Below are 26949 nucleotides of genomic sequence, written 5' to 3' on the forward strand. Positions count from 1 at the left end.
CAGCTGTCTAGACTTCCCACATGTCGGCCGATGACGTGGCGCGCGTTTTCGCGATCGAGGACAAGGTCGAGCGATTGAAGGCGGCCACCGATGGTGTGGCTGCGGCCCAGCAGACCATCAACGAGCTCACCAGGATCCGCCGTGCGGTGATCAGGGAGCTCCACGCCGAGGGCTGGACATTCGCCAGAATCGGTGCGGCAGCCGGGCTTTCCCGCGCTCGAATCCATCAGGTGAGTACCCAGGGTCCCGCACCGGAGGGCTTGTTCTTCGGGCACGGGACGCTCACGGTGCTGGTGCCGGAGGTGCGGGCGGGCCGAGTGATCGGCGCACCGGATCCCGCGGCGCCGCATCGGCTCGTCGAGCTACTACGCGAGCTGGGCTTCACCGCATCGATCGAACACTTCCTACCGGGTAGACCGGTCGACCTGAACCGGGACGGTCTCATCGTGCTCGGCGGGCCGGAGCTCTCGCCCAGCGTGCGGCAGCTGATCGCGGCCGATCCGCGGCTGCGGCGCGCGGTGGCCAGGGCGGGCGACGCCAGGCGCGGCATCGAGGACCGGGCCGCGCGACGGGTGTATCGGCCGGGCGGACCCGACCCGCACGACATCGCCTACCTGGCGCGACTGCCCCGTCCCGACGGGCGCGGCAGCGTGCTCATGATCGACGGCATGCACCCGCCGGGTTCGCTCGGTGCCATCCGTTTGCTCGCTACCCGGCTGGCCACCCTGCACGAACGAGCGAGCACCCATCTGTTCTCGGTGCTGGTCGCCTGCCGGTTCGACCGGGCGACCGGCGAACCGCTGGAAGCCGAGTTGCTCACCCCGGTCTATCGCCACGATCCCGAAACCCGGTTGCCCGCACCGGGTATCCGTCGCTGATCTCCGCTGCTGGTCGCGCAGGCGCGGCGGGGTGGCCGATGACAACCGTGACCGAATTGTGTCCCAGGTCACTCAGGTCTTCCCTTAGATGAATCACGGTGCGATGCTTGAATAGCTAGAAGATAACTATGCGTGATAGGTGAGCTCTGATGAGTGTTGAACTTTCGACGGCGGCCAGTTCCGCGCGCACGGTCCGGACGGCGCGACGGCAGCCTGCGGAGCCGACACCGACCGCCGCCGTCGACGCGGCCGAGCCGATCGTCACGACCCACCGGGTCACCTACAGCGACCGGCTGAAGTTGTTCATCGGCACCGGTGAGAGCATCGACAACTTCCTGCGCCCGCTGCGCAGGCTGGACGGCCACCACCGCTTCTCCGTTCAGCTGACCCGCCTGCCCGCGCCGATGCGCCCGGCCGACATCACCCCCGCGATCAGCTCCGCACCCGGCCAGAACTATCTGCGCTGCACCGGCTCGGCCGACGCGTTGATCCTCGAGATGCACACGCGCGTCGATGGCGCGGCGCGCCGGTGTGTCGTCGGCCGGGCAGGCAGCCGCGACGGCGAGCCCGGCATCTGCGTGCAGGTCCCGGAGAGCATGCCCGCACCGTGGATCTACCAGGACGAGGTCTTCACGGCCGAGGACGCGGCCGAGATCTTCGCGGATTACTTCCGCACCGGCACGGTCCCACCCGGTCTCGCACTGCGCGAAACGACCGAATGATGCGCGTCCCGAGGAGGCAGTGATGAATCCGCTCGCCATCGCAGGCGGCGCCCTCCTGGCGCTCGGCCTGCTCATCCTGATCGTCACCATGCTGCGCAGGCCCGCCGCGGCACCGGGGCACCTGACCGTCGCCGCGCTGCAACGGCGACTCGCCGAGGAGGACGCTCCGGCGACCGACGAGACGGCCGAACGCCTGGTCGCGCCGGAGATGGAGCACGCGAGCGGGCAGCAACGGGAGTCCTGACTCGCGCACACGGACGAATAGCTTTCGAGTAGCTAGGCTCGAGGTAGCCGGTCTACTCCGGCGGGCCGGCTCGAGAGAGGATCCGTGCTGATGCGCGCAATGCTCGAGCAGTTGATTGCTCTCGCCGGGCGGGGTCCGGTGGCCTTGGCTCGGGTGGTGGACACGACCGGTCCCGGGCCGCGCGAAACGGGGGCCGCGATGATCGTCACCGCCGCCGGGGAGGTCGTCGGCTCACTGTCGGGCGGTTGTATCGAGGCCGCGGTCGTCGAGACGGCGCGTCAGGTGCTGGCCACCGGCCACGCGGTGACCGACCGGTTCGGTTATGCCGACGGTGACGGTATCGCGGTCGGATTGACCTGTGGCGGCGAGATCGAGGTCTTCGTCGAACAGATAGGGTCGGACCACCTCTCGATGCTGGCGGAGTTACACCGGCGGATCACCGATGGCAGCCCGGTCGCACTGGCCACCCGGCTGGACACCACGGCGGAGTGGAGGTTGTCGCATACCGGCTCGACCGAGCCGTGGCACGGCGTCGATCGCGACATCCACGCGCTGCTCGCCGCGGGCCACAGCGGCGTGGTCGGTGCCGACGAATGCGAGGCCGACGCCTCGCCGCGACCGCGGGTCTTCGTGCAGGTCTTCGCCACCCCCGCGCGGATGATCCTGGCCGGTGCCAATGATTTCGTGCGCGCCCTCAGCCGCACCGGCCGCCAACTCGGCTACCGGGTCACCGTCGTCGATGCCCGCGAAACCTTCGCCACCGCGGCCCGGTTCCCGTCCGCGCACGAGGTCGTGGTGGACTGGCCGCACCGGTACCTGCGCACCGAACACGAGGCGGGGCGCGTCGACGGGCGCACCGTGGTCTGCGTGCTCACCCACGAGACCAAGTTCGACGTGCCGACCATCGTGGCGGCCCTGAGCATCGAGGACATCGGGTTCGTCGGTGCCCTCGGCTCCCGCCGCACCCACGCCGAGCGAACCGACCGACTACGCGCCGCGGGCGTCACCGAAAGCAGCCTGGCCCGCCTGAAAAGCCCACTCGGCCTCGACCTCAACGCCCGCACCCCCGACGAGACCGCCATCTCCATCGCCGCCCAGATCCTCGCCGACCGCGGCAACGCCTCGGCCCGCCCCCTGGATCGCACCGACGGCCCCATCCACCGCTGACCGTGGTCGACGCCCCGCACCCAGTCACAGGCGCACCCCGTCTCTGGATCCGCACCGCATGAGGGCGCCCGGAGGCGGTGCGGCCCTCGACAGAGAGTGCGGCCCCAAAGTTGCTCCCGCTCTCGGGATCTGCACCACTTGCGGCCACCCCGAGACGGTGCCGACCCAACAGAGCGCAACCCAGGCTGCACCCTTTTCTGGGGATCCGCACCACTTGCGGCCGTCCCGGGCGGAGCCGACCCAACAGAGCGCAACCCCAGGCTGCACCCTTTCTCGGGATCCGCACCGCATGCGCGCGCGCCCGGAGGCGTGCGGATCCCGAGAGGTGGTGCAGGGTAGTTCAGAGCAAGTGTTCGATGCGCAGGGGTATGTCGCGGATGCTCTGGCCGGTGGCGTGGTGCACGGCGTTGACGATGGCGGCGGCGGCACCGATCATGCCGAGTTCGCCGATGCCCTTGACGCCCAACGGGTTCACCACCGCGTCATCGACCGGCACGAAGGAGATGTCGACCTCGGGGGCGTCGGCGTTGACCGGCAGCAGGTATTCCAGCAGTGACGCGTTGGCCCAGCGACCGTCCCTCGGATCGGGCAGGCTCGCCTCCATCAGCGCTTGGGACAGGCCCCAGTTCATGCCGCCGAGCACCTGGCTGCGCGCCAGCTTCGCGTTGAGCACCCGGCCGGGAGCGAACGCGCCGACCATCCGGCGGACCCGGATGAGGCCGAGCTCGGGATCCACCGCGACCTCCGCGAACTGAGCGCCGAAGCTCATCTTCGCGTAGCCCGACGGGGTGGTGTCGGGCCGCCAGCTTCCGGTGGTCTCGATATCCGAAAGATGGTTGCGCTCCAGCACTTCCGCGTAGAGATCGCACACCGACGGGTCGTCGATCAGCCGCAGCACGCCCGCGACGCCTTCGATCTCATCGGGCGTGCGGCCGCGCAGCGGCGAGTCGATGTCGGCGACCGCGATCTCGATGAGCTGGGCGAGCAGCTGAGTGCAGGTGGTGTGCACCGCGGCGCTGACCGCGCTCGCGCCGATCGAGCCGACGGTGGCCGCGATGTTCGGGTAGTCGGTGTTGCCGATCTCGAAGCGGATGCGATCGAACGGCATACCCATCGCGTCGCAGGCGACCTGGGACATGGCGGTCGCGACGCCGGTGCCGAACTCCTGGGTGCCGGTCTGCACGACCAGCGAGCCGTCCGAACGCAGTCGTGCGTGCGCGCGCTGCGGTTGGCCCGGTTCGTAGACCGGGTAACCCGCGGTGCCGACGCCCCAGCCGATCAGCCAGTTGCCGTCGGTGTGTGATCCGGGGGTCCGGTCACGGCCGTCCCAACCGAAGCGCTCGGCGGCCAGCCGCAGGCAGTCGAGGTAACCGTCCGAGCTCCACGGGTTTCCGCTCTCCGGGTCGACGGCGGCGTGGTTACGCAGCCGCAGTTCCACCGGGTCGACACCGAGCTGTTCGGCGAGTTCGTCGATGGCGCATTCCAGCGCGATCATGCCGGACGCCTCGCCCGGCCCGCGCATGAAGGTCGGCGTCATCGTGTTGCCCTTGATCAGCCGATACTGCCCCTCCCAGTGCGGGATTCCGTACGCCTTGCCCGCCGCCTCCAGCGACGGCTCGGCCCAGTCGTCGAAATGCGAAGTGACGGAGAGCTTGTGGTGCCGCAGGCCGGTGAACCGGCCCACGGCGTCGCAGACCAGGGTGACGCGCTGCTCCTGCTCTTCCCGTAATCCGGTGCCGTAGAACATCTGCTCGCGGTTCAGGATCACCCGGATCGGCCTGCCCAGCTCGCGCGCAATCAGCGGGGCGAGCGTGACGTGCGGCCACATCATGGCTTTGGCGCCGAACCCGCCGCCGACATAGTCGGCGACCACGCGCACCTTGCTCGGCGAGATGCCGAGGTGGGCCGCGATGGTCAGCTGGCTGGCCGCGATGCCCTGGGTGGCGTCGTAGACGGTGACCGAGTCCCCGTTCCACATCGCGGCGGTGACCGAGCATTCGATCGGATTGTGGTGGTTGGCGGCGAACCGGAAGGTCGCGTCGACGGTGTGCGCGGCGGCCGCGCTCGCGCTCGCGAAGTCACCGCGCGACTGCGACGCGGGGACCATGCCCGCGAAGATGCTGTCCGGCAGGTATTGCTCGTCGCGTCCGTCGTCCAGCCGCACCAGTGCGGGCTTCGCGTCGTAGGTGGCCTCGACCAGCCTGGCCGCCTGCTGAGCGACCTCGAAGGTGTCCGCGACCACGACGGCGATCGGCTGGCCGAAGTAGTGGATCGTGGTGTCCTGCATGGGAAAGAAGGTCTGTCCCGGTGCGGGTTGGCCGAACAGGGACGGCATCAGCGGCACCGACGGGACCCTCGGCAGGTTCTCGTGGGTGAGCACCGCCACCGCGCCGGCGCGCAAGGCCTGGCTGACGTCGATGGATGTCACTGTGCCGCTGCCGATCTCCGCGCCGACGAGCACGCCGTAGGCGGCGTTCGGCATCGGGATCTCGGCGGTATACCGTGCGGCGCCGGTGACCTTGGCGTGCCCGTCGATCCGATCCAGGCCCTGGCCGACGAGCTTCGGGGCGGTGGGCGCGCTCATTTCCGGCCTCCCCGCCGCGCGATCTGCGCGGTGACCGTCTCCAGCGTGCGCACCATGGTGCGCTGTGCCAGTTCGATTTTGAACCGGTTCATCTCGTGGCTGCCGTCGGCGGCCGCGAGCTCGGTGGCCGCCGCGGCGGCGAAGGTCTCCTTGGTGGCGGGCTTGCCGATCAGCAGCGTCTCGGCCATCTTGGCCCGCCACGGCTTGGTCGCCACGCCACCGAGACCGATGCGGGCGTCGCGCACCACGCCGTCGGTCAGCTCGAGTGCCACGGCCGCGGAAGCGGCGGCGAACTCATAGGATTCGCGGTCGCGCACCTTCAGATAGTGCGAGTTCCGCGCGAAAGGCAAGGGTGGCACGTCGATTCGGACGATCAGCTCGTCGGCGGTGATCGGATGCTCGAGATGCGGTGTGTCGCCGGGCAGGAGGAAGAAGTCGTCGAAGGCGATGGCGCGGGTGCCGCGCGGTCCCTGCACCTGTACGACGGCGTCGAGGGCGGTCAGCGGGACGGCCATATCGGAGGGGTGCATGGCGAAACAGTGCTCGCTGGTGCCTAATACGGCATTGCCGCGGTGCAGCCCCTCCTGCGCGCCGCACCCGCTGCCGGGGTCGCGTTTGTTGCAGGCGTAGGCGATATCGCGGAACTGCGGGCAGCGCACCCGCTGCATCAGATTGCCGCCCATCGAGGCCATGTTGCGGATCTGCGCGGAAGCGCCCTTCGCCAGCGCGATGGACAGGAACGGAAAGCGTTCGACGACGCCGGGATCGGCGGCGACCTCGCTCATCCGGACCATCGCGCCGATGCGCAGGCCGCCGTCCTCGCGGTGCTCCAGATCGGTGAGCGGCAACCGGTTGATGTCGACGACGTTGTCCGGTTCCATCGCGCCGATCCGCAGCATGTCCACCAAAGTGGTGCCGCCGGCGAGAAATACGGTGTTCGGGCGGGCGGTCACGGCGGCGAGCGCCTGGTCGACCGTCTCGGCGCGAGCGAAGGCGATGGGCTTCATTCGGTCTCCCCCAGCTCGGTCTCTGCGCTCTTTATCGCGTCCCTGATGTTCTGATAGGCCGCGCAGCGGCAGATGTTGCCGCTCATCCATTCGGCGATCTCCGCGTCGCTACCGGTGTGGCCCTCTTCGATGCATTTGATCGCCGACATGATCTGTCCCGGCGTGCAGTATCCGCATTGGAAGCCGTCGCAGCTGATGAACGCACGCTGCACCGGGTGCAGTTCCTCCCCTTCCGCGACGCCCTCGATGGTGGTGACCTCGCGCCCCTCCACGCTCAATGCCAAGGTGAGGCACGACAATTGGCGCTTGCCGTCGACCCACACCGTGCACGCCCCGCAGGCCCCCTGATCACACCCCTTCTTGGTGCCGGTGAGCCGGAGATATTCGCGTAAGGCGTCGAGCAGGCTGACTCTCGGTTCCAGAGCCACCGGGAAAACGTGGCCGTTCACCCGCAATGTCGCCAGCGTGTAATCGGGACCGGCAAATTCTGGTTGCCGCGTGTCCTGCTTGGGTAGCTCACCGATAGTCATTGACGTATCTCCTGCTCATGAGCGTGCGATGGGCGCAACACCGTGAAATACAGAAAGCGAACGTAAGACCATCCCCACCCTAGCGTCCGATCAGCTAACGCGCTGGGCAAAAGTGTGAATGCGCAAATCGCATCCGTTGTCAGCGCAGGTGTTTGGACGAAAAGGCAGTGAACCCGAGCGCCGACGGCGCCCGGGTTCATTGCTCAGGCTGTGCTCAGGCCGCTACCCACGCGGGGCGCAGCGTATTCATCGGCGGCCGATCGGCCAGCGACACCTCGGTGCTGTGCGCGGTGAAGGCGTCGCCGATCAGCGGGAACTGGGTGAGCGCGGCCCCGGAGTCCTGCACGCCGCTGCGGCCGAGCACGGTGCCGAGGATCTGCCTGCTCATCACGCCGAGATCGGCCAGCGGCCGGTTGCGGTGCGTGCGCACCCCCAGGTTCACCTGCCCGATCGCGGACAGGCCGAGCTGGTCGTAGGTGTCGAGCAGCAAGCCGATCTCCACGCCGTAGCCCGGCGCGAACGGCACCGAGGTGAGCAGCTCGCGACTGCCCGCGTATTCGCCGCCGAGCGGCTGCAGTACCTGCGAGAGTTCGGGGCGCAACGCGGCGAGCAGCGGGCGGGCGACGAGCTCGGTGACCCGGCCGCCGCCGTGCGCGTCCACCGCACCACCCTGCCGCAGCGGCCTGCGGTAGTAGGCCTTGACCAGGTGCATGTCGTCGACGGTGAGCAGCGGGCCGAGCAGTTTCGGCACGAACGCGGGGTCGGGGTCGATCAGGTCGGAATCGACGAAGGCGATCAGATCGCCGCTGGTGACGGCCAGTGAACGCCACAGCACCTCGCCCTTGCCCGGCACCGGGTCCAGTTCGGGTACCGCCTGCTCGCGGGTGATCACCTCGGCGCCCGCGGCGGCGGCCCGCTCGGCGGTGGCGTCGGTCGAGCCGGAATCGAGCACGACCAGCTCGTCGACCAGGGTGCCGAGCAGCGGCATGATGCTGGCCACCACGTCGGCGACGGTGTCTTCCTCGTTCAGGGCCGGCAGCACCACCGAAACGGTGCGGCCCGCCTTGGCGGCGACGAGTTCGTCGACGGTCCAGTCGGGGGTGTCCCAGGTATTCGTCGTCGCCCAGTGGGGCTCGCGGTGGTGGAATTTCATACCAAACCTCGCAGGGTGCGTGCTGGGGGCCGGATGCCTTGGATCGCGGCGATCATGTCCACCACCCGCCGGGTCGCGGCGACTTCGTGGACGCGGAAGACTCTGGCGCCCGCGGCGGCCGACCATGCTGTTGCTGCCAATGTGCCCTCCAGCCGTTCGGAAAGATCGACACCTAGAGTCTCCCCGATGAAATCCTTGTTGCTGAGTGCCATCAGGACTGGCCACCCGGTATTTACAAGAACGTCCACTCCGCGCAACAACTCGAGTCCGTGATAAGTGTTCTTGCCGAAATCATGGGTCGGATCGATCAGAATCGAATCCTCGCGCACGCCGGCGGCGGCCGCGTTTTCCGCCGCCCGCACCACGGTCTCGGTGACTTCGGCCACGATATCGGCGTAGCGAACCCGATGCGGACGGGTACGCGGCACCGCACCGCCGGTATGGCTGCACACGATCCCGACGCCCTGGTCGGCGGCCACTCGCACCAGATCCGGGTCGGCGCCGGACCAGGTGTCGTTGATCAGGTCGGCGCCCGCCCGCACCGCCGCCAGCGCCACCTCGGCCCGCCAGGTGTCGATGCTGATCAATAGCTCGGGGTATTTCGCGCGAATGGCCGCGACGAACGGGATCACCCGCCGCGCTTCCTCGGCGGCGTCGACCAGCGAGCCGGGGCCGGCCTTCACCCCGCCGATATCGACCAGATCCGCGCCCTCGTCCACCGCGCGGGCCACCGCGTCCATGGCCGCCGCGTCGGTGAAGGTGGCGCCTTTGTCGTAGAACGAATCGGGCGTGCGATTCACGATCGCCATCACCAGCGCCCGATCGGTCGCCACCGGCTTGCCGCACAGCGTAGGAAGCGGCGTTGCGGTGGTGCTGAACATCCCCTGACTGTACCGACCGGTGTGCGAGCGGTACCGCGCCAGCAGGCTCAGTTCTTCGGGGCGCGGCCTGCGGCCACGTCCTCGGCGTAGTCGTCGTAGGCGGGGACGTAGCCGTCGGCGCGGCCCGCCAGGACGTACAGGGTGCCGTCACCGTCGGCGGCGTAGCCCTGCTTGCGCAGCTCGACCTTGCGGCTCTTGAAGGTGGAGGTCTGCTCCAGTTCGTCGACCACGCGGATGAACAGCGGGACGGCGTAGCCGGGTAGCTGCCGGTAGGCCAGCTCGGCGATCGCCTTGCCGTCGAACTCCGCGTCCGGGCTCAACGTCACCGCGGCCATGCCCGCCTTACCGTCGGTGCCCGGCACATCTACGCCGTAGACGACCGCCTCGGCGAGCGCGTCGGATCGGGTCAGCGCGCCCTCGACCTCGGTGGTCGCGACGTTCTCCCCCTTCCAGCGGAAGGTGTCACCGAGCCGGTCCACGAACGCGATGTGGTGCCAGCCCTGGTCACGGACCAGATCGCCGGTGTCGAACCAGACGTCGCCCTCCTGGAAACCGTCGCGCAGCAGCTTCGCCTCGGAGGCTTCCTTGTCGGTGTAGCCGTCGAACGGCGAGCGGTCGGTCACCTTGGACAGCAAGAGCCCGACTCGGCCGGTGCGGACCTTGCGCAGCCGACCGTTGTTGTCGCGCTTGGCTTTTCCGGTCTCTTCGTCGTACTCGACCACCGCGTACGGCAGCGGCCCGAAGCCCGCGGTGCGGTCCACGCTGAACGCGTTGATGAAGGCGACGTTCGCCTCGCTGGCGCTGTAGAACTCGACGATCCGGTTGATGCCGAACCGCTGCTTGAACTCGTCCCAGAGTTCCGGGCGCAGCCCGTTGCCGACCGCGAGCCGGACCCGGTGCTGCCGATCGGTCGGCTTGGCGGGCTGGTTCAGCAGATACCGGCACAGCTCACCGATGTAGATGAAGGCCGTGGCCTGCTCGCGGATCACCTCGTCCCAGAAGCGCGTCACCGAGAACTGCCTGCCGAGCGCCAAGGTGCCGCCCGCGCACACCACCGCCGACAGCGCGACGGTCAGCGCGTTGTTGTGGTACAGCGGCAGGCAGCAGTACAGGGTGTCGTTGCCGTGCAAGCGAATTCCGAGTCCGCCGAGGCCCGCCATACTCTTGGTCCAGCGCAGGTGCGTCATCACGCTGGCCTTCGGCAGACCCGTTGTGCCCGAGGTGAAGATGAGGAAAGCCCGCTCCTCGGCGGTGATCTGCGCGCACACCGGCGGATCGGTAGCGTCGGCCGTCTCTGCGGCGACCTGCAAGTCGTTGGCGGACAACGCATTCGCGAGCGGCTCGGCCAGCGAGTCCAGCGCCTCCTTGCATTCCTCGCCGATCACGTTGACCACGCTGTTCAGCAGCCCGAAGCTGTGCGCGAGCACCTGGTCGCGCTGATTGTGGTTGAGCAGGCCGACCGTGGCGCCGAGTTTCACCGAAGCCAGCACCACGAACAGGGTTTCGGGCCGGTTGGTCATCAGGACACCGACCACGTCGCCGCGCCCGACGCCGCGCGCGGCGAGCACGGACGCGTAGCGGTTCGCCGCGGCATTGGCCGCACGGTAGGTGTAGGTGGTGCCCTCGAAGCGCAGGAACAGGCGATCCGGGTGCCGGTGTGCGGTGCGCTGAAAGTAAAGCCCGACCGAGGCTTTGTCGTGCGGCCGCACCAGCATGCCCGTCGCGTTGCGCAGCATGCCCGGCGCGTCGAGCGCCATCGCGGGTAGGTGTTTGGCCAGGTCCAGCAGGCTCACGCGGTCACTCACTTGCCATGCTCCTCATCAGGAAGGTGTCGCTCGCGCCTCCAACGCCGCGAAGGCCGACGGTAGATCGGTGACCACCGTGATGCGGTCCATGGCGGGCTGGGGCACGAACTTACGGTCGTGAAGTTCGTCGAGCCACTGGAAAAGGCCTCGGTAGAAGCCGTTCGGGTCCAACAACACCACGGGCTTATTGTGCTGTCCCAGATAGCCTCCGGTCCAGGTTTCGAAGAACTCCTCGAGCGTGCCGATGCCGCCGGGCAGCGTGAGGAAAGCGTCGGCGCGGTCCTCCATGGTCTGCTTGCGCTGGCGCATGGTGTCGGTGACGATCAGCTCGTCGGCGTCGACATCGGCGACCTCCCGGTGCACCAGGTGCTTCGGGATGACGCCCACGGTGTTCGCGCCGCCCGCCCGTGCCGCGGTCGCCACCTCGCCCATCATCGAGACATTGCCGCCGCCGGACACCAATTGCCAACCGCGCCGGGCGATCTCGGCGCCGACCTGCGCGGCCAGCGCGAGGTAGTCGGGATCAGCGGTGCTCGCGGAGCAGTAGACACAGATCGAGTACGGCTGCACCGGCTCGGTCACCACTGATCCTCCGTCCCCAGCGCATCCTCCGCGCCGTTCGCCTCGGCGTTGGCGAGGATGATCTGCACGACGTCCTCGACACTGTCGGTCACATGGATCAGGTCGAGATCACCGGGCGAGATCTTGCCGGAACCGCCGAGCGAATCCCGCAACCAATCGACCAGGCCGGCCCAGTATCTGCTGCCGAACAGGATGATCGGGAACCGGGTGATCTTGCGGGTCTGCACCAGGGTGAGCGCCTCGAACAGTTCGTCCAGGGTGCCGAAGCCGCCGGGCAGGCAAATGAACGCCTCGGAGTACTTGACGAACATCGTCTTGCGGACGAAGAAGTAGCGAAAGTTGATGCCCAGATCGACCCAGTCGTTGAGGCTCTGCTCGAACGGCAACTCGATGCCGAGACCGATCGAGTAACCGCCCGCCTCGCACGCACCCCGGTTGGCCGCCTCCATCGCGCCCGGCCCGCCGCCGGTGATCACCGCGAAGCCCGCCTTGGCCAGCGCGGCACCGATCGCCCGGCCCGCCTGATACTCCGGATGGTCCGGTCCGGTGCGCGCCGAACCGAAGACGGTGACCGCGCGCGGCACCTCGGCGAGCGCGCCGAAACCCTCCACGAACTCGGCTTGGATGCGCAGCACGCGCCACGGGTCGGTGTGCACCCAATCGGTGTCGCCGCGCCGATCCAGCAGATTGCGGTCGGCGGTGCCGATCCCGTCCTTGCGGTCGCGGCGGAACATGACTGGCCCGCGGAACTTGGCTGTCGACTTCGGCTTGTTGGCAACCTCGCGGTCAGCGGCGTCAGTGGACATGCAGTTCACGCTACCGGGCGGCGAGCGGCTCTCCTGCCCGGAGCCGAGAAGTCGTCCCACGTTCAGTAACCCGACCCACCCGCGAGACGGACCCGCAACCTGCGGTCCGGCAAGTTCTCGCGATCCGCGCGGCCTACGAGCCACCCACCGCGAGCGCCGGCGGTGTCCGCCGCTGAATACCGGACCGTCTTGCCGCGTGGACCCGCGTGCCGACACGGCTCAGGTCAGCAGCGCAATGGCCACGGCCATCAGTCCGTTCGGCCGCCGGTCAGGTACGTGCGCAGCATGGCGGTGACGGCGGTGATCTGGTCGACGGGGACGTGTTCGTCGCGTTTGTGGGCGAGGTTGGGGTCGCCGGGGCCGAAGTTCACGGCCGGGATGCCGCGGGCGGCGAAGCGGGAGACGTCGGTCCAGCCGTACTTGGCGCGCACTCCGCCGCCGCCGTGGCTGTTCACCGAGGCGATCAGGTCCTTGGCGGCCGGGGCGGTCAGGCCGGGCAGCGCGCCGGGCGCGGCGTCGGTGACCTCGAAGGTCAGCTCGAGACCGGTGAAGACCTCGCGGACGTGCTCGATGGCCTGGGCGACCGTCCGATCCGGGGCGAAGCGGAAGTTCACGTCGACCTCGGCGGCGTCGGGCACCACATTGCCCGCCACCCCGCCGAACACGCGCACCGCGGACAAGCCCTCGCGGTAGACGCAGCCGTCGATATCGACCGCGCGGGCTCGATAGTCGGCCAGTCGCTGCAAGATCGGTGCCAGACGGTGAATCGCGTTGTCGCCCAACCAGGCCCGCGCCGAGTGTGCGCGGATCCCGGCGGTGGACAGCCGAACCCGCAGCGTCCCTTGGCAACCCGCCTCGATCCAGCCGCCGGACGGTTCGCCGAGCACGGCGAGGTCACCCGCGAGCCACTCCGGCAGATCGCGCTCGATGTGCCCGAGCCCGTTGAACTCCGAGGCGATCTCCTCGCAGTCGTAGAAGATCAGCGTCAGGTCGTGTACCGGTTCGGCGACCGTCGCGGCGAGATGCAGGAACACCGCGTCGCCGGACTTCATATCGACCGATCCGCACCCGTAGAGCACCCGCTCCCCCGCCGAGTTGACGGTGAAGTGCCCCGGCACGTTGTCGGCGATCGGCACGGTGTCGAGATGCCCGGCCAGCACCACCCGCGTCGGCAGTCCCCGATGCGTGCGCGCCAGCACCACGTTGCCGTGCCGCAGCACCTCGAAACCAGTGGTCTGCTCCCGCAGCGCCTGCTCGACGAGGTCGGTGATCACCGCCTCGTCCCGCGAAACACTCGGGATATCGACGAGAGCGGCGGTCAGCGTAATCGGGTCGGCCCGCAGGTCAATGGTCACCTACCCACCCTACGACCGCCCCACTCGCGACGGCACCGCCGCGCATCCTTGTCGGCCGCAGCACGCAGTGGGGTGTGGCACCGGGATGGAGCGGGGTCACCGCTGGTGACGATGGGTCGGTAACCTCTGTGGACGTGAGTACTCAGGGAGCAGCTGCAGTCGGTATCGCCAATGTCACCGCGGACGGGACCGTCCTGGACACCTGGTACCCGAGTCCGGAACTCGGCGAGTTCGCCGAGACGGGGACCAAGCGGCTGGACGACGCGCCCGCGGAGTACGCGGCGCTGCTCGGTTTCGACGAGGCGCGCGGCGTCGATGTGGTCGCGGTGCGCACGACGATCGCCGACCTGTCCGCCGCGCCGGTCGACGCGCACGACGTCTACCTGCGACTGCACCTGCTCTCGCACCGGCTGGTCCGGCCGCACGGGGTGAACCTGGACGGTCAGTTCGGACTGCTGAGCAATGTGGTGTGGACCAATCACGGTCCGGCGGCGGTGGAAGGTTTCGAGACCACCCGCGCGAAGCTGCGCGCCCGCGGTCCGGTGACCGTGTACAGCGTCGACAAGTTCCCCCGCATGGTCGACTACGTCCTGCCCTCCGGAGTGCGCATCGGCGACGCCGACCGGGTCCGCCTCGGCGCGCACCTCGCCTCCGGTACCACGGTCATGCACGAGGGCTTCGTGAACTTCAACGCGGGCACCCTCGGCAACTCGATGGTCGAGGGCCGGATCTCGGCGGGTGTCGTGGTCGGCGACGGCTCCGACATCGGCGGCGGCGCCTCCACCATGGGCACCCTCTCCGGCGGCGGCACCACCGTCATCTCCATCGGCGAGCGCTCGCTGCTCGGCGCCAACTCCGGCCTCGGCATTCCACTCGGCGACGACTGCGTGCTGGAGGCGGGCCTCTACCTGACCGCAGGCACCAAGGTCAGCACCCCGGACGGCACGCTCGTCAAGGCCGCCGAATTCAGCGGCCAGAACAACCTGCTGTTTCGCCGCAACTCCGTCACCGGAGCGGTAGAAGTGGTGCCGCGCAAGGGAACCGGCATCGAACTCAACGCCGCCCTGCACGCGAACGACTGATCCGCACGCCCACCGCGACTCGCCGCTCGCGCACCGCGCCCGGTATCCGGTTCTGACGCAGACGGCTTTCCCAGACGCGCAGGTGCGGAGTGCCGCGCAGGTCAGGTGAGGCGCTTCTTCTGCACCTTGCCCATCGCGTTGCGGGGCAGGGCGTCGACGACGCGGATCTCCCTGGGGCGCTTGTGGACCGAGAGCTGTTCCGCGACATGGGCGATCAGGTCCTGCTCGATCGAGTCCGGCGCGCTGCCGCGTAAGACGACGAAGGCGACGATGCGCTGGCCGAGGTCGGGGTCGGGCAGGCCGACGACGGCGGCCTCGGCGACCTCGGAATGGCCGAGCAGCACGGTCTCCACTTCGCCTGCACCGATGCGGTAACCGCCGGACTTGATGAGGTCCACCGATTCCCGGCCGACTATGCGGTGGAAGCCGTCCGGATCGATCGCCGCGACATCGCCGGTCTTGAACCACCCGTCCTCGGTCCAGCTTTCGGCGGTGGCGTCGGGCCGGTTGAGGTATCCGTCGAACAGCATCGGGCCGCACACCTGGAGACCGCCGATGCTTTCGCCGTCGTGCGCGACGTCGGCGCCGGACTCGTCGCGCAGCCGAGTCCGTACGCCCTGCACCGGGGTGCCGACCCAGCCGGGACGGCGCTCACCGTCGGCGCGGGTGGACAGCGTGATCATGGTCTCGCTCATGCCGTAACGCTCGATCGGCGCGTGCCCGGTGAGTTCACGCAACCGCTCGAACACCGGAACGGGCAGCGGCGCACTACCGGATACGAGCAGTCGGGCTGCGGCCAATTGCTTTGCGGCTCCGGGGTCTTCGACGATGCGCGACCACACCGTAGGCACCCCGAAGTACAGCGTGCCCGGCGCGGCGGCGTACGCCTGCGGGGTCGGCTTGCCGGTGTGCACGAGCGGGCTACCCACCCGCAGCGGGCCGAGCACGCCGAGGATCAGTCCGTGCACGTGGAACAGCGGAAGCCCGTGCACCAGTACATCGTTCGCGGTCCAGGACCATGCGTCGGCGAGCGCGTCCAATCCGGCCGCGATGGCGCCGCGGCTGAGCACAACACCTTTCGGCAAGCCGGTCGTCCCGGACGTGTAGAGCACGAAAGCGGTTGTCGCGGCGTCGGGTTCGGGATAGGTGTGCCACGACCTGGCGTGCACCCGCACCGGCACCACCGGCAACTCGCTACCCGCGGGGGCCTTTCCGAGCCAGGCCTGTGCCCCGGAGTCGGCCAGGATGTGCGCGAGCTCCGCGGTGCCCGAATCCGGCGGCACCGGAACCACGGTCACGCCGGCGATCAGGCAGCCGACCACCGCGAGCACCGTGGTCACCGTCGGCTCGGCCAGTACCGCGACCCGGTCGGCCCTGGCCACGCGCTCGGCGACAGAGGTCGCCGCGCCGAGCAGATCGCTGCGCGACAGCGTGACCCCGTCGATGGTGACGGCATCCGGGATGTCCGCACCGCTGGCGACGGCGAGCGGGTGCAGGGAACTGAGCAGCAATGGCGGACCGAACGACATGCGCCCAAACTACTTCGAGCACACCACTGCGCTCACGCAACCTCGGCCGATTGCAGGTGAATACCGCTCGATGTGACGGTTGACACAGCCGATGAGGCGGTGAGACAGTTGCCGCATAGCCTTCTCAATGAGACAGGGGTCAACGATGACCAGGCCACTTCGCGCATCGACGCACGACACCGAACCGCCGGACGAGCTCGACATCACGCAGTTCATCGACGGCATCGCCGGCCTGCTCGGCGGCGCCGCGAACGTCATCATGCAGCTCAGCAACCGGCCGGTCGGCTACGGCGTCGTGGAGAGCACCGTCGACAGCGGAAACGTCATGCTGCACCCGGTCAAGCGGCTGCGCACCACCATCACCTATCTCGCCGTCGCCATGCTCGGCACGGACGCCGAACGGGCCGACTACCGCGCCGCGGTCAACCGTTCGCATCGCCCGGTGCACTCGACCGCGGCCAGCCCCGTGCGCTACAACGCCTTCGATGCCGAACTGCAATTGTGGGTGGCCGCCTGCCTGTACTGGGGCGCGCAGGACACCTACACGCGGCTGCACGGGCCGATGGACGAGGCGACCGCCGACGCCTTCTATCGGCACAGCGCCCGGCTCGGCACCACCTTGCAGGTGCGCCCGGACATGTGGCCCGCCGACCGGAAAGCCTTCGCCGCCTACTGGAACCGGCACTTGGCCATGACCACGATCGATCCACCGATCCGCGACTACTTCCACGATCTGGTGGATCTGAAGATGTTGCCGCTACCGCTGCGACTGCCGTTCGCCCGCCTCCACCGCTTCTTCGTCACCGGCCTGCTCCCCGCACACCTCCGTGACCAGATGGGATTCACCTGGTCCGCGCGCGACGACCGCGCCCTCGCGCGCATCCTGCGCACCCTCGGTACCGCCGAGACGATGCTGCCCCGCCAAGCCCGGTTGTTCCCGGTCAACGCCTACCTGCTCGACTTCCGCTTGCGCCGCAAACTCGGTCTGCGCCTGGTGTAGCCCGGCACAAATTCGCCGTGCCCGCGCATGTCCTGCCGACATTTCGGCGTCGAGCAGTGTTATCTCAACAAAGACGGGCATTCGGCACAAAGGGGACGCGGATAGGAGGACTCGTGAACCGTGCGATCATCGCGGTGCTCGCCATTGCACTCTGTTTCGCTTTTCCTCCGCCCACCGCCGGTGCGCAGCCCTTCGAGCCCGACCTGGTGCCGCCACGCACCGCCCTCTCGTTCCGCACCGTGGCAGGCGGCGACTGGAGCACCCCGAACGAGCACGAGTCCCGCGCGGCGCTGTCGCTGGTCAAGCTCTACCTGGCCGACTACGCCCTGCGCCACGGCGACGGCGCCGAGCGCGACCGCGAACTCGCCGAGCAGATGATCCGCTACTCCGACGACGGTGCCGCGAGCGCGACGGAGGCCAAGTATCCGCAGGCGATCGACGCCGTCGCGGCCGAGTACGAGCTGTCCGATACCCAGTCCTTCGGCGAGTGGGGCCTGGCCGCGACGAGCACGGCGGACGTGGCCGACTTCCTGATCACCAAGCTGCGTACCGACCCGGCATCGCCGATCTTCGAATGGATGGCCGCGGCGGGCGCCACGGCCGCCGACGGTACCGAACAGGATTGGGGCACCGCCCGCTGGCCGCTCGTGCGCGGCACCAAGTGGGGCTGGTCGGATATCGGCCCGCCCGACGTCGCCTCCGCCTCGTACGGCACCGGTTTCGTGGTGGTCGCCCACACTCACGGCACCGCCGCCGAACAGACCCTCGACCTCATGGCCGCGTTTCCGATGGCCACGGTCGGCCTGCTCGTGGCCAACTAGCTCGGCCGAGTCGACCGATCGCGGTGCGGCTGAAGCGATTCAGGGCACCCGGAACGACACCACCACGTGATCGCGCGCGAACTGCCGGATCGCCGCGTCGTCGTGCAGCGGAATCACGGTCTGCGGCGTCAACGCCAGCGACAACGCGGTGCGCGCGATCATCTCCGCCAACGGCTCCGGGTCGTACGGGGGCAGTTTGCCCTCCTGCTGCAGCCGGGCGATGAACTCGGCCACGTAGTCCCGGCCGAGCTCGAGCACGGGCGCGCCCTTTGTGGTGAGATACGGCAGCACCAGTTCGGGCTCGGTCGCCAGCAGCCGGTGCACGAGCCGGTTGTTCCGCAGGCCGGTGATGAACGCGGCGAACAGCTCGATGATCTGTTCCTGCGCGCCCGCGTCGCGGTCGACCTGGCGCTGCAGGGCGGCGTCGACCTCCTCGACGAACTCGCGCGTCTGCCGCAGGCCGACCGCCTCGATCAGATCGGATTTGCTGGCGAAGCGCCGATACAGCGTGGCCAGCGAGAGACCGCAGCGCCGGGCCACCTCGACCATGCTGGTGCGCTTGATGCCGAAGTCCAGAAACGCCAGCATCGCGGCGTCCAGCACGCGGGCTTGATTGCGGTCTTCCGGACCGGCGCTCCGCACCAGCGGCAGCAGTCTGCTCAGCCTCGCCATGCCTGCCAGCCTATCCGGATCACCGAAACGATGACACAAGAACCATTGCAGCGCATCATTGACACAGCCGACAAGGCAATGAGAAGGTGAGTTAAGAACCTTCTCATCCGATCGCTTCCTCGGAGTGCGGTCGGCCACCGAAAGACGAGGTCAACGATGACCGCACCGCTGCGCACCCCCGCGCACGACTCGGTTCCGCAGCTCGCCGAACCCCTCACGCCGGCCAGCGTCGAGCAGTACATGGACGGCCTGGCCGCCTTTCTCGGCGGCACCGCCAACGTCATCATGCAGCTGAGCCTGCGCCCGGTCGGCCGCGGCGTGCTGGAGAGCACCGTGGACAGCGGCAAGGTCACCCTGCACCCGGTCAAGCGGCTGCGCACCACGCTGACCTACATCGCCGTCGCCATGATGGGTTCCGACGAAGAGCGCGTGGCCTACCGCGAGGCGGTCAACCGCTCGCACCGCCCCATCCGCTCCGGCCCGCAGAGCCCGGTCAAATACAACGCCTTCGACCCGAAATTGCAGCTGTGGGTGGCGGGCACGATCTACTGGGGCATCGACGACCTCTACACCCGCATGCACGGCCCGCTGGATCCGGCGACCGCCGAGGCGCTCTACCAGTACTGCGCGCGACTCGGCACCACACTGCAGATGCGGCCGGAGATGTGGCCCGCCAGCCGCGCGGAGTTCTTCCCGTGGTGGGAGCAGACCCTGGCGCAGCACCGCATCGAGCCCGCCCTGCGTGACTACTTCGACGGCCTCATCGACCTCGAAATGATGCCGCGACCGGTCCGATTCACCTTCGCCAAGCTGCAGCGGTTCATCGTGGCCGGGCTACTGCCGCAGCATGTGCGCGACGAGATGCGGATGAACTGGACCGAACGCGACCAGGCCCGCTTCGATCGCCTGCTGCGGGGCATCTCCCTGGTACACAATCGGCTGCCGAAGCAGGCCCGGCTATTTCCGTTGAATGTCTACCTGTTCGACCTGCGCAGGCGGATGCGACTGGGAAAGCCACTGGTGTAGGCAGTTTCGGCGGCGTAGGCCGTCAGGACTTGCCGACCAGGGCGCGCAGGAAGAACGCGAGGTTGGCCGGCCGCTCGGCCAGCCGCCTGGTCAGATAGCCGTACCACTGGCTGCCGTAAGGCACGTAGACCCGCACCGCGTTACCCGCCGCGGCCAACCGCAGTTGCTCGGCGTCGCGGATGCCGTACAGCATCTGGTACTCGAAACGATCTGGGCCTCGGCCGATCCGCGCCGCGAGATCCTCGGCGGCGACGATCGGCACCGGGTCGTGCGAGGCCACCATCGGATAACCCTCGCCACGCATGAGCACTTCGAGGCAGCGCAGATACGAGTCGGTCACCTCGCCTGCCCGTTGGAAGGCCACCTCGGGCGGTTCCCGATAGGCGCCCTTGCACAACCGGATTCGGGATCCAGGCCCGGCCATCTCACGGCAGTCCGACTCGGTCCGGTGCAGGTAAGCCTGCAAAACCGCGCCGAGCCACGGGAATTCGCCGCGCAACGCACGCACGGTAGCCAGCGTGGCCGCGGTGGTGGTGTGATCCTCGGCGTCGACGGTCACCCACACATCGGCCTGCGCGGCCTTGGTACAGATGATGCGCAAATTCTCCGTGGCGATCGCCGGGCCGTCCACCGGCAAGGCCTGGCCCAGCGCGGACAGCTTGACCGACACCTCCACCGGCGGCACCGCGATCCCCGGCAGTGCCGGCCGATCCAGCGCGGCCAGATCGTTGATCAGCGCGAGATACTCGGCCACGGTGGCATCGGCCTGATTCCGGTCGGTGGTGTTCTCCCCCAGGAAATCCACGCTCACCATTCGCCCGCTGGCCAGTAGCGTCCGCGCCACCCCGATCAGGTCGATGCGGGTCTCCCCCGCCACGAACCGCCGCACGATATCGGCGGTGACCGGAATGCCGGTGAGCGCCCGCTTCAACCGCGGCGACTCAGCCGCGGCGAGAATGAGGGGACGCAGCGGATTCACCTCGATCACGCCTGCATGTGCGGGTAGGTGTATTCGGTTGGCGGGGCGAAGGTTTCCTTGAGCGTGCGCGGCGCCACCCAGCGCAACAGGTTCAGCGGGGACCCCGCCTTGTCGTCGGTGCCGGAGGCGCGGGCGCCGCCGAACGGCTGCTGGCCGACCACCGCGCCGGTCGGCTTGTCGTTGACGTAGAAGTTGCCTGCCGCGAAACGCAGTGCGGCACCGGCCTGTTCGATCGCCTGACGATCCTGCGCGAAGATCGCCCCGGTCAGCGCGTACGGCGCCGCCGTGTCGACCTCGGCCAGCATGGACGCGTAGGAGCCGGGTTCGGCGTCGTCGTAGACGTGCACCGACAGGATCGGCCCGAAATACTCGGTGCCGAAGGACTCGTCGTGCGGGTCGTCGGCGAGCAGCACCGTCGGACGGACGAAATACCCTTCGCTGTCGTCGCAGCCGCCGCCGACGGGGATGGTGACTCCCGCGTCCCTGGCGCGCCGGATCGCGGCCGCGTTCTTGTCGAAGGCCCGTCGATCGATCAGTGCGCCACCGAAATTGGACAGGTCGGCCACGTCACCGTAGGTCAGTCCGTCGGTGAGATGCAGGAAGTCCTCGCCCATCTTCCGCCAGACCGAGCGGGCGATATACGCGCGGGAGGCGGCCGAGCACTTCTGGCCCTGATATTCGAAAGCGCCACGAATCAACGCGGCCCGCAACGCATCCGGGTCGGCCGATGCATGCGCAACGATGAAGTCCTTACCGCCGGTCTCCCCGACCAACCGCGGATAGCCGTGATACCGGCCGATATTCGCGCCGACCTGCTGCCACAGGTATTGGAAGGTCTTGGTGGACCCGGTGAAATGGATCCCGGCGAGCCGAGGATCGGCCAGCGCCACCTCGGACAGGTCGACGCCGTCCCCGGTCACCATGTTGATCACACCCGGCGGCAGGCCGGCCGCTTCGAGCAGGCGCATCGTGTAGAACGCGGACAGCGTCTGTGTCGGCGACGGCTTCCACACCACGGTATTGCCCATCAGCGCGGGCGCGGTCGGCAGGTTCCCGGCGATCGCGGTGAAGTTGAACGGCGTGATCGCGTAGACGAACCCCTCCAGTGGCCGGTAGTCGAGCCGGTTCCACACCCCGGCACTCGACTCCGGCTGCTGCGCCATCAACTGCCGCGCGAACGCCACATTGAACCGCCAGAAATCGACCAGTTCGCACGGCGCGTCGATCTCGGCCTGCTGCGCCGACTTCGACTGCCCGAGCATGGTCGCCGCGGCCAGCGTCTCCCGCCACGGCCCCGCCAGCAGATCGGCGGCCCGCAGGAAAACGGCGGCCCGCTCGTCGAACGGCAGGGTGCGCCAGCCGGGGGCCGCCGCCAGCGCGGCGTCGATCGCGCCCTGCGCTTCCGAATGCGTGGTATCGGTATACGTTCCCAGCACGTGACTGTGCCGATGCGGGGCGACGATATCGTGCCGCTCCCCGATCCCCGGCCGGTGTTTACCGCCGATCACCAGCGGCACCTCGACGGATTCCGCGGCGATCTCCGCGAGCTTCGCAACCAGCAGTTCCCGCTCGGGGCTGCCCGGCGCGTACGAATGTACCGGCTCGTTACTCGGGGTAGGAACAACCGTGACAGCGTCCATACCCCAGGCTAGCGCTCCGGCGTTGCCGAGGCTCCGGGCCGGACGACAGTAATTCGGCGTGTCGTCGGGGCCGTCGGTCAGCCCGCGGTCAGTCGTTCGGCGGCGGCGGCGATGCGCTCGTCGGTGGCGGTCAGCGCGATCCGCACGTGTTCGGCGCCGGTCGGCCCGTAGAAGTCACCGGGGGCGGCGAGGATGCCGCGGTCGGCGAGCCACTCCAGGGTGGTCCGGCACGGTTCGCCGCGGGTCGACCACAGGTACAGTCCCGCCTCGGAATGGTCGATCCGGAAACCGGCCGCCAGCAAGGCCTTTCGCAGCACTTCGCGCCGAGCCCGATACCGCTCCCGCTGCTGCGACTCGTGCGCGTCGTCGCTGAGCGCGGCGGTCATCGCGGCCTGGATCGGGAACGGCACGATCATGCCCGCGTGCTTACGCACCTCGAGCAGCTCGGCGACCAGCGCGGGATCGCCCGCGACGAAACCGGCGCGGTAGCTGGCCAGATTGGACGTCTTCGAAAGCGAGTGCACAGCAAGGAGGTTCGTATGGTCGCCGTCCGACACCTCGGGGTCGAGGATGGAGACCGCCCGGCCCTCCCAGGCCAGCCCGAGGTAGCACTCGTCGGAGGCGACGATCACGTCACGCTCCCTGGCGAACTCCACCACCTTGCGCAGGTGGTCGACCCCGAGCACGCGCCCGGTCGGGTTCGACGGCGAGTTCACGAACAGCAGGGCCGGCGTGCGCGGGCCGAGCTGGGTCAGCCCGTCGGCGCGCGCGATCCGGGTGCCCGCGAGCAGCGCCCCGACCTCGTAGGTCGGGTAGGCGACCTCGGGGATGACGACCAGGTCGTCCGCGCCGAGGCCGAGCAGCCTGGGCAGTCCGGCGATCAGTTCCTTGGTGCCGATCGCAGGCAGCACCGCCGCCGGGTCGAGGCCGGTGATCCCGTAGCGTCGCTTCAGCGCGTCGACCGCGGCCGCGCGCAGCTCCGGCGTGCCGTGGGTGGCCGGATAGCCAGGCACGGCGGCGGCCGCGCCCAATGCCGCGCGGATGAGCGGATCGACCGGGTCCACCGGGGTGCCGACCGACAGGTCGACGATCCCGCCCGGATGGGTCGCCGCCCTGGCCTTCACCGAAGCGATGGTGTCCCAGGGAAAATCGGGAAGCAGACTGCTGACCCGGCCACGAACGGACACGGCAGAGCTACTCGCTCGCCATGGGGGGCAGTTCCTTGATGAACGGCGGGTCGTGGTCGACCTGGCCGACCTTGGTCGCGCCGCCGGGCGAGCCCAGCTCGTTGAAGAAGTCGACGTTGGCGTTCACGTAGCCGCTCCACTGGTCCGGGGTGTCGTCTTCGTAGAAGATCGCCTCCACCGGGCACACCGGTTCACATGCACCACAGTCCACGCACTCGTCGGGATGGATGTACAGCATGCGACCACCCTCGTAGATACAGTCCACGGGGCATTCCTCGATGCATGCCTTGTCCTTCACGTCAACGCACGGTTCAGCGATGATGTACGGCACTGCCGTTCTCCTAGTCTGTCCTCACCTTGCGGGGATAGTCCGCCCAGCGAAACCCTATCCGGACACCCCACGCTACTCCGGGTCAGCCTTGCCTAACTTCCGATGTTCCGCGCGCCACTTCACGTGCTGCGCCACCGAAAGCCTACGCGGCTAACCGACCGAGAGCGGCAGTGCCGAAAACTTGTGCTGCGGAACGCCATACGTGGTAGTCCGTTCGCGGGCCGGTCGGCCGATGCCCGCGGCGATGTCCACCAGTTCCGCGACGGTCTTCGCCGAGCCGTGCTGCGAGCCCGCCATCCGGGAGATGGTCTCCTCCATCAGCGTGCCGCCGACGTCGTTGGCGCCGCTGGTCAGCATCACCCTGGTGCCGGTGGTACCGAGCTTCACCCAGCTGGTCTGGATGTTGTCGATCCGGCCGTGCAGCATGATCCGCGACAGCGCGTGCGCGGCCCGGTTGTCCCGGTTGGTCGGGCCCGGTCGCGCGGCCCCCGCCAGGTACAGCGGCGCGCTCTGATGCACGAACGGCAGCAGCACGAATTCGGTGAAACCGCCTGTCTCATCTTGAATTCCGCGCAGCACGCGCAGGTGGCCGACCCAGTGCTTCGGGTTGTCCACATGGCCGTACATCATGGTCGAGCTGGAGCGCAGGCCGATCTGGTGCGCGGTGGTGATCACCTCGATCCACGCGGAGGTCGGCAGCTTGCCCTTGGTGAGCACCCAGCGCACCTCGTCGTCCAGGATCTCGGCGGCGGTGCCCGGAATGGTGTCCAGGCCCGCTTCCTTCAGCGCGACCAGCCAGTCCCGGATGCTCTGCCCGCCGCGGGAAGCGCCGTTGACGATCTCCATCGGGCTGAACGCGTGCACGTGCATCGACGGCACCCGCTGCTTCACCGCCCGCACGATGTCGGCGTAGCCGGTGACCGGCAGGTCGGGGTCGATGCCGCCCTGCATGCAGACCTCGGTGGCGCCGTCGACGTGCGCCTCCCAGGCCCGGTCGGCCACCTCGTCCATGCTCAGCGTGAACGCGTCGGCGTCGCCCTTGCGCTGGGCGAACGCGCAGAACCGGCAGCCGGTGTAGCAGATATTCGTGAAGTTGATGTTCCGGTTCACCACGTAGGTGACGTCGTCGCCGACGGTGTCGCGGCGCAACTGATCGGCCAGCGCGGCGACGGCCTCCAGGTTCGCGCCGTCGGCGGTGGCCAAGGCCAGATATTCGGCGTCGGTGAGCCCGGCCGGGTCCTGCTCGGCCGCGCGCAGCGCCGCGAGCACCTCGGAGTCGAGCCGCTCCGGCGCGACGATCGCGAGGTCGCGGGCCTGTTCGCGGATGGTGTCCCAATCACCGAACGCGCCGACCACATCCTGGCCGATCGCGGAGTCGCTGCGGCTCTCGGTGTTGCGGCCCTCGGTGTCGATGGCGGTGTTGAGGTCGACTCGTCCGGCGGATTCCCAGGACTGGTCCGGCTCCTGCCAGGGCAGGCCGACCGGCATCGCGTCCGGGTTCGCCAGGCCGGTCGCCGGGTCGCTCAGCGCGGCGACATGCACGCCGATCCGCGGATCGATCCACGGACTGCCCGCCCGCACATACTTCGGATGCGCGGACGTCCGTTCGACCAGCTGGTAGCCGGCCGCCTCGGTGATCTCGCGCAGGGTGTCCAGGTTCGGCCACGGCCGCTCGGGGTTCACGTGGTCCACCGTCACCGGCGACACGCCACCCCAGTCGTCGATGCCCGCGTCGATCAGCGCCTGGCAGTCCTCGTGCGACACCAGATTCGGCGGCGCCTGCACCGGCACGTCCGGGCCGAGCAGCAGCCTGGTCACCGCGATGGTGGCCAGGAACTCCTCGATGTTGGCGTCGGGGACATCGCGCATGGCAGTGTCGTCCTTGGCCCGGAAGTTCTGGATGATCACTTCTTGAATGTGCCCGAACGCCTTGTGCTGCTTGCGAATCGCCATGATCGACTCGGCGCGCTCGGTGAGCGTCTCGCCGATGCCGACCAGCAGCCCGGTGGTGTAGGGCACCGAAAGCCTGCCCGCGTCGGTGATGGCACGCAGCCGGACCGCAGGATCCTTGTCCGGGCTGCCGTAGTGGCAGTTGCCCTTCTCGGTGAACAGCCGGGTTGCGGTGGTCTCCAGCATCATGCCCATCGACTGCGCGACCGGCTTGAGCCTGGAGATCTCCTCCCACGACATCACACCCGGATTCAAATGCGGCAGCAGGCCGGTCTCCTCCAGCACCATGATCGAGACGGCGCGCAGGTAGTCCAGGGTGGAGTCGTAGCCGCGCTCATCGAGCCACTGCGCCGCCTCGGGCCAGCGGTCCTCGGGGCGATCGCCGAGCGTGAACAGGGCCTCCTTGCAGCCGAGCGCTGCGCCGCGGCGGGCGATGTCGAGCACCTCGTCCGGCTCGAGGAACATGCCCTTGCCCTCGGCGCGCAGCTTGCCCGGCACCGTGACGAACGTGCAGTAATGGCATTTGTCGCGACACAATCGGGTCAGCGGGATGAAGACATTGCGCGAGTAGCTGATCGTCTTCGGCCGTCCCGCCGACTCCAGCCCCGCGTCACGGACTCTGGCAGCGCTGTGACTCAGATCCCGCAGGTCGTCGCCGGTCGCATGCAGCAGCACCGCCGCCTCGTCCACGTTCAACGTGACGCCGTCGCGGGCTCGCCGCAGCGCCCTCCGCATGGCCGATGGCGAAGGCGGTGCAGTAGGAATGCTCGGGTTCGGCAGTTCAGTCACGTCCTCGATCATGCGCTAACCATCCGGACCTGTCTCCTTCCGATGTAATGACTGAGCGTAGCGACCGGGACTCACCGGGCCGGGACGCTGCGCTCACCACGCGCCCTCTGCGAGCGAGGGACCGTGTGAGCGTTGACAACTGCGCGAAGCGCAGGCCTATTCCATCGTCGACCGCGAAATCCCGCGGCGACCGGTGTGGTAGGACTGCCAGGTCCGCCGCGCCGCATAC

The 26949-nt window shown here is 68.6% G+C and carries 24 protein-coding genes; 8 read left to right on the forward strand and 16 right to left on the reverse strand.

The window, feature by feature from the left end; genetic code table 11:
- The first annotated feature begins 20 nt into the window (after positions 1-20).
- The 4 genes from ACIHA7_RS02940 (at position 21) to ACIHA7_RS02955 (ending at position 3011) form a co-directional block, all read left to right on the forward strand.
- Complete coding sequence (locus tag ACIHA7_RS02940) at positions 21-878, forward strand: hypothetical protein (protein ID WP_135233149.1); 858 nt, start codon at positions 21-23, stop codon at positions 876-878.
- 149 nt (positions 879-1027) lie between these two features.
- Positions 1028-1600 carry a hypothetical protein gene (locus ACIHA7_RS02945; protein WP_397284940.1) on the forward strand — a complete coding sequence of 191 codons (573 nt, stop codon included), beginning with the start codon at positions 1028-1030 and terminating at the stop codon, positions 1598-1600.
- 22 nt (positions 1601-1622) lie between these two features.
- Positions 1623-1844 (forward strand): hypothetical protein, encoded by a 222-nt coding sequence (locus ACIHA7_RS02950; protein WP_397284942.1) that lies wholly within the window; start codon positions 1623-1625, stop codon positions 1842-1844.
- A 90-nt stretch (positions 1845-1934) separates the two neighbouring features.
- The gene (locus ACIHA7_RS02955; RefSeq protein WP_397284944.1) at positions 1935-3011 is read left to right on the forward strand and encodes an XdhC family protein; all 1077 of its coding nucleotides are present in this window, start codon (positions 1935-1937) and stop codon (positions 3009-3011) included.
- A 340-nt stretch (positions 3012-3351) separates the two neighbouring features.
- Here ACIHA7_RS02955 and ACIHA7_RS02960 read toward each other — a convergent pair whose 3' ends face one another.
- The 9 genes from ACIHA7_RS02960 to dapE all read right to left on the reverse strand — a co-directional run bounded on the left by ACIHA7_RS02960 (position 3352) and on the right by dapE (position 13714).
- Positions 3352-5595 (reverse strand): xanthine dehydrogenase family protein molybdopterin-binding subunit, encoded by a 2244-nt coding sequence (locus ACIHA7_RS02960; protein WP_397284946.1) that lies wholly within the window; start codon positions 5593-5595, stop codon positions 3352-3354.
- Positions 5592-6602 (reverse strand): FAD binding domain-containing protein, encoded by a 1011-nt coding sequence (locus ACIHA7_RS02965; RefSeq protein WP_397284948.1) that lies wholly within the window; start codon positions 6600-6602, stop codon positions 5592-5594. Before ACIHA7_RS02965 ends, ACIHA7_RS02960 begins: the two co-directional genes overlap by 4 nt.
- Positions 6599-7066, reverse strand: a complete 468-nt coding sequence (locus ACIHA7_RS02970) for a (2Fe-2S)-binding protein (protein ID WP_397286468.1) — start codon at positions 7064-7066, stop codon at positions 6599-6601. The genes ACIHA7_RS02965 and ACIHA7_RS02970 overlap by 4 nt, the downstream gene beginning before the upstream one ends.
- Positions 7067-7346: 280 nt before the next feature.
- Entirely contained in the window at positions 7347-8285 is a 939-nt protein-coding gene (locus ACIHA7_RS02975) for a glucosyl-3-phosphoglycerate synthase (RefSeq protein ID WP_397284951.1), read from the reverse strand.
- On the reverse strand, positions 8282-9166 hold the full coding sequence (gene folP / locus ACIHA7_RS02980) for a dihydropteroate synthase (protein WP_397284953.1): 885 nt from the start codon (positions 9164-9166) through the stop codon (positions 8282-8284). The genes ACIHA7_RS02975 and folP overlap by 4 nt, the downstream gene beginning before the upstream one ends.
- A gap of 47 nt (positions 9167-9213) precedes the next feature.
- Positions 9214-10971, reverse strand: a complete 1758-nt coding sequence (locus ACIHA7_RS02985; RefSeq protein ID WP_397284955.1) for a long-chain-acyl-CoA synthetase — start codon at positions 10969-10971, stop codon at positions 9214-9216.
- A 15-nt stretch (positions 10972-10986) separates the two neighbouring features.
- On the reverse strand, positions 10987-11556 hold the full coding sequence (locus ACIHA7_RS02990) for a TIGR00730 family Rossman fold protein (protein ID WP_397284957.1): 570 nt from the start codon (positions 11554-11556) through the stop codon (positions 10987-10989).
- Positions 11550-12359, reverse strand: coding sequence for a TIGR00730 family Rossman fold protein (locus ACIHA7_RS02995; protein WP_397284960.1), 810 nt, complete (start codon positions 12357-12359; stop codon positions 11550-11552). Before ACIHA7_RS02995 ends, ACIHA7_RS02990 begins: the two co-directional genes overlap by 7 nt.
- 248 nt (positions 12360-12607) lie before the next feature.
- Positions 12608-13714, reverse strand: coding sequence for a succinyl-diaminopimelate desuccinylase (dapE, locus tag ACIHA7_RS03000; RefSeq protein ID WP_397284962.1), 1107 nt, complete (start codon positions 13712-13714; stop codon positions 12608-12610).
- Positions 13715-13848: 134 nt separating this feature from the next.
- Between dapE and dapD the strand changes: the two genes are divergently transcribed.
- Positions 13849-14796: a 2,3,4,5-tetrahydropyridine-2,6-dicarboxylate N-succinyltransferase gene (gene dapD / locus ACIHA7_RS03005; RefSeq protein ID WP_397284964.1), complete on the forward strand. Its 948-nt coding sequence runs from the start codon at positions 13849-13851 to the stop codon at positions 14794-14796.
- Positions 14797-14897: 101 nt separating this feature from the next.
- Here the strand turns inward: dapD and ACIHA7_RS03010 are convergent, their stop codons facing one another.
- Positions 14898-16325, reverse strand: coding sequence for an acyl-CoA synthetase (locus ACIHA7_RS03010; protein ID WP_397284966.1), 1428 nt, complete (start codon positions 16323-16325; stop codon positions 14898-14900).
- A gap of 145 nt (positions 16326-16470) precedes the next feature.
- Here ACIHA7_RS03010 and ACIHA7_RS03015 point away from each other — a divergent pair, with 145 nt between their 5' ends.
- Positions 16471-17325: an oxygenase MpaB family protein gene (locus tag ACIHA7_RS03015; protein ID WP_397284968.1), complete on the forward strand. Its 855-nt coding sequence runs from the start codon at positions 16471-16473 to the stop codon at positions 17323-17325.
- A 113-nt stretch (positions 17326-17438) separates the two neighbouring features.
- Complete coding sequence (locus ACIHA7_RS03020) at positions 17439-18146, forward strand: hypothetical protein (protein ID WP_397284971.1); 708 nt, start codon at positions 17439-17441, stop codon at positions 18144-18146.
- 39 nt (positions 18147-18185) lie between these two features.
- On the opposite strand, the gene ACIHA7_RS03025 is transcribed toward ACIHA7_RS03020, so the two are convergent.
- Complete coding sequence (locus ACIHA7_RS03025; protein ID WP_135233162.1) at positions 18186-18818, reverse strand: TetR/AcrR family transcriptional regulator; 633 nt, start codon at positions 18816-18818, stop codon at positions 18186-18188.
- Positions 18819-18974: 156 nt separating this feature from the next.
- On the opposite strand from ACIHA7_RS03025, the gene ACIHA7_RS03030 reads away from it, so the two are divergent.
- Positions 18975-19844, forward strand: coding sequence for an oxygenase MpaB family protein (locus ACIHA7_RS03030; RefSeq protein WP_397284974.1), 870 nt, complete (start codon positions 18975-18977; stop codon positions 19842-19844).
- A gap of 22 nt (positions 19845-19866) precedes the next feature.
- Here the strand turns inward: ACIHA7_RS03030 and ACIHA7_RS03035 are convergent, their stop codons facing one another.
- The 5 genes from ACIHA7_RS03035 to ACIHA7_RS03055 all read right to left on the reverse strand — a co-directional run bounded on the left by ACIHA7_RS03035 (position 19867) and on the right by ACIHA7_RS03055 (position 26732).
- Positions 19867-20823: a proline dehydrogenase family protein gene (locus ACIHA7_RS03035; protein WP_397286470.1), complete on the reverse strand. Its 957-nt coding sequence runs from the start codon at positions 20821-20823 to the stop codon at positions 19867-19869.
- A gap of 5 nt (positions 20824-20828) precedes the next feature.
- Positions 20829-22463 carry an L-glutamate gamma-semialdehyde dehydrogenase gene (gene pruA, locus ACIHA7_RS03040; RefSeq protein WP_397284976.1) on the reverse strand — a complete coding sequence of 545 codons (1635 nt, stop codon included), beginning with the start codon at positions 22461-22463 and terminating at the stop codon, positions 20829-20831.
- 77 nt (positions 22464-22540) lie between these two features.
- On the reverse strand, positions 22541-23650 hold the full coding sequence (dapC, locus tag ACIHA7_RS03045) for a succinyldiaminopimelate transaminase (protein WP_397284978.1): 1110 nt from the start codon (positions 23648-23650) through the stop codon (positions 22541-22543).
- Positions 23651-23657: 7 nt separating this feature from the next.
- Positions 23658-23981: a ferredoxin gene (gene fdxA / locus ACIHA7_RS03050; protein ID WP_107659126.1), complete on the reverse strand. Its 324-nt coding sequence runs from the start codon at positions 23979-23981 to the stop codon at positions 23658-23660.
- 150 nt (positions 23982-24131) lie between these two features.
- Complete coding sequence (locus ACIHA7_RS03055; protein ID WP_397284981.1) at positions 24132-26732, reverse strand: bifunctional FO biosynthesis protein CofGH; 2601 nt, start codon at positions 26730-26732, stop codon at positions 24132-24134.
- Between the last annotated feature and the right edge of the window lie 217 nt (positions 26733-26949).

Origin of the sequence: Nocardia sp. NPDC052316 (assembly GCF_044547795.1) — a bacterium.
In the GTDB taxonomy this organism is placed as follows: Bacteria; Actinomycetota; Actinomycetes; order Mycobacteriales; family Mycobacteriaceae; genus Nocardia.

Coding starts and splice junctions, on each gene's coding strand:
- ACIHA7_RS02940 (WP_135233149.1), top strand. CDS start 21: ATGTCGGCCGATGACGTGGCGCGCGTTTTCGCGATCGAGGACAAGGTC.
- ACIHA7_RS02945 (WP_397284940.1), top strand. CDS start 1,028: ATGAGTGTTGAACTTTCGACGGCGGCCAGTTCCGCGCGCACGGTCCGG.
- ACIHA7_RS02950 (WP_397284942.1), top strand. CDS start 1,623: ATGAATCCGCTCGCCATCGCAGGCGGCGCCCTCCTGGCGCTCGGCCTG.
- ACIHA7_RS02955 (WP_397284944.1), top strand. CDS start 1,935: ATGCGCGCAATGCTCGAGCAGTTGATTGCTCTCGCCGGGCGGGGTCCG.
- ACIHA7_RS02960 (WP_397284946.1), bottom strand. CDS start 5,595: ATGAGCGCGCCCACCGCCCCGAAGCTCGTCGGCCAGGGCCTGGATCGG.
- ACIHA7_RS02965 (WP_397284948.1), bottom strand. CDS start 6,602: ATGAAGCCCATCGCCTTCGCTCGCGCCGAGACGGTCGACCAGGCGCTC.
- ACIHA7_RS02975 (WP_397284951.1), bottom strand. CDS start 8,285: ATGAAATTCCACCACCGCGAGCCCCACTGGGCGACGACGAATACCTGG.
- folP (WP_397284953.1), bottom strand. CDS start 9,166: ATGTTCAGCACCACCGCAACGCCGCTTCCTACGCTGTGCGGCAAGCCG.
- ACIHA7_RS02995 (WP_397284960.1), bottom strand. CDS start 12,359: ATGTCCACTGACGCCGCTGACCGCGAGGTTGCCAACAAGCCGAAGTCG.
- ACIHA7_RS03010 (WP_397284966.1), bottom strand. CDS start 16,325: ATGTCGTTCGGTCCGCCATTGCTGCTCAGTTCCCTGCACCCGCTCGCC.
- ACIHA7_RS03015 (WP_397284968.1), top strand. CDS start 16,471: ATGACCAGGCCACTTCGCGCATCGACGCACGACACCGAACCGCCGGAC.
- ACIHA7_RS03025 (WP_135233162.1), bottom strand. CDS start 18,818: ATGGCGAGGCTGAGCAGACTGCTGCCGCTGGTGCGGAGCGCCGGTCCG.
- ACIHA7_RS03030 (WP_397284974.1), top strand. CDS start 18,975: ATGACCGCACCGCTGCGCACCCCCGCGCACGACTCGGTTCCGCAGCTC.
- pruA (WP_397284976.1), bottom strand. CDS start 22,463: ATGGACGCTGTCACGGTTGTTCCTACCCCGAGTAACGAGCCGGTACAT.
- ACIHA7_RS03055 (WP_397284981.1), bottom strand. CDS start 26,732: ATGATCGAGGACGTGACTGAACTGCCGAACCCGAGCATTCCTACTGCA.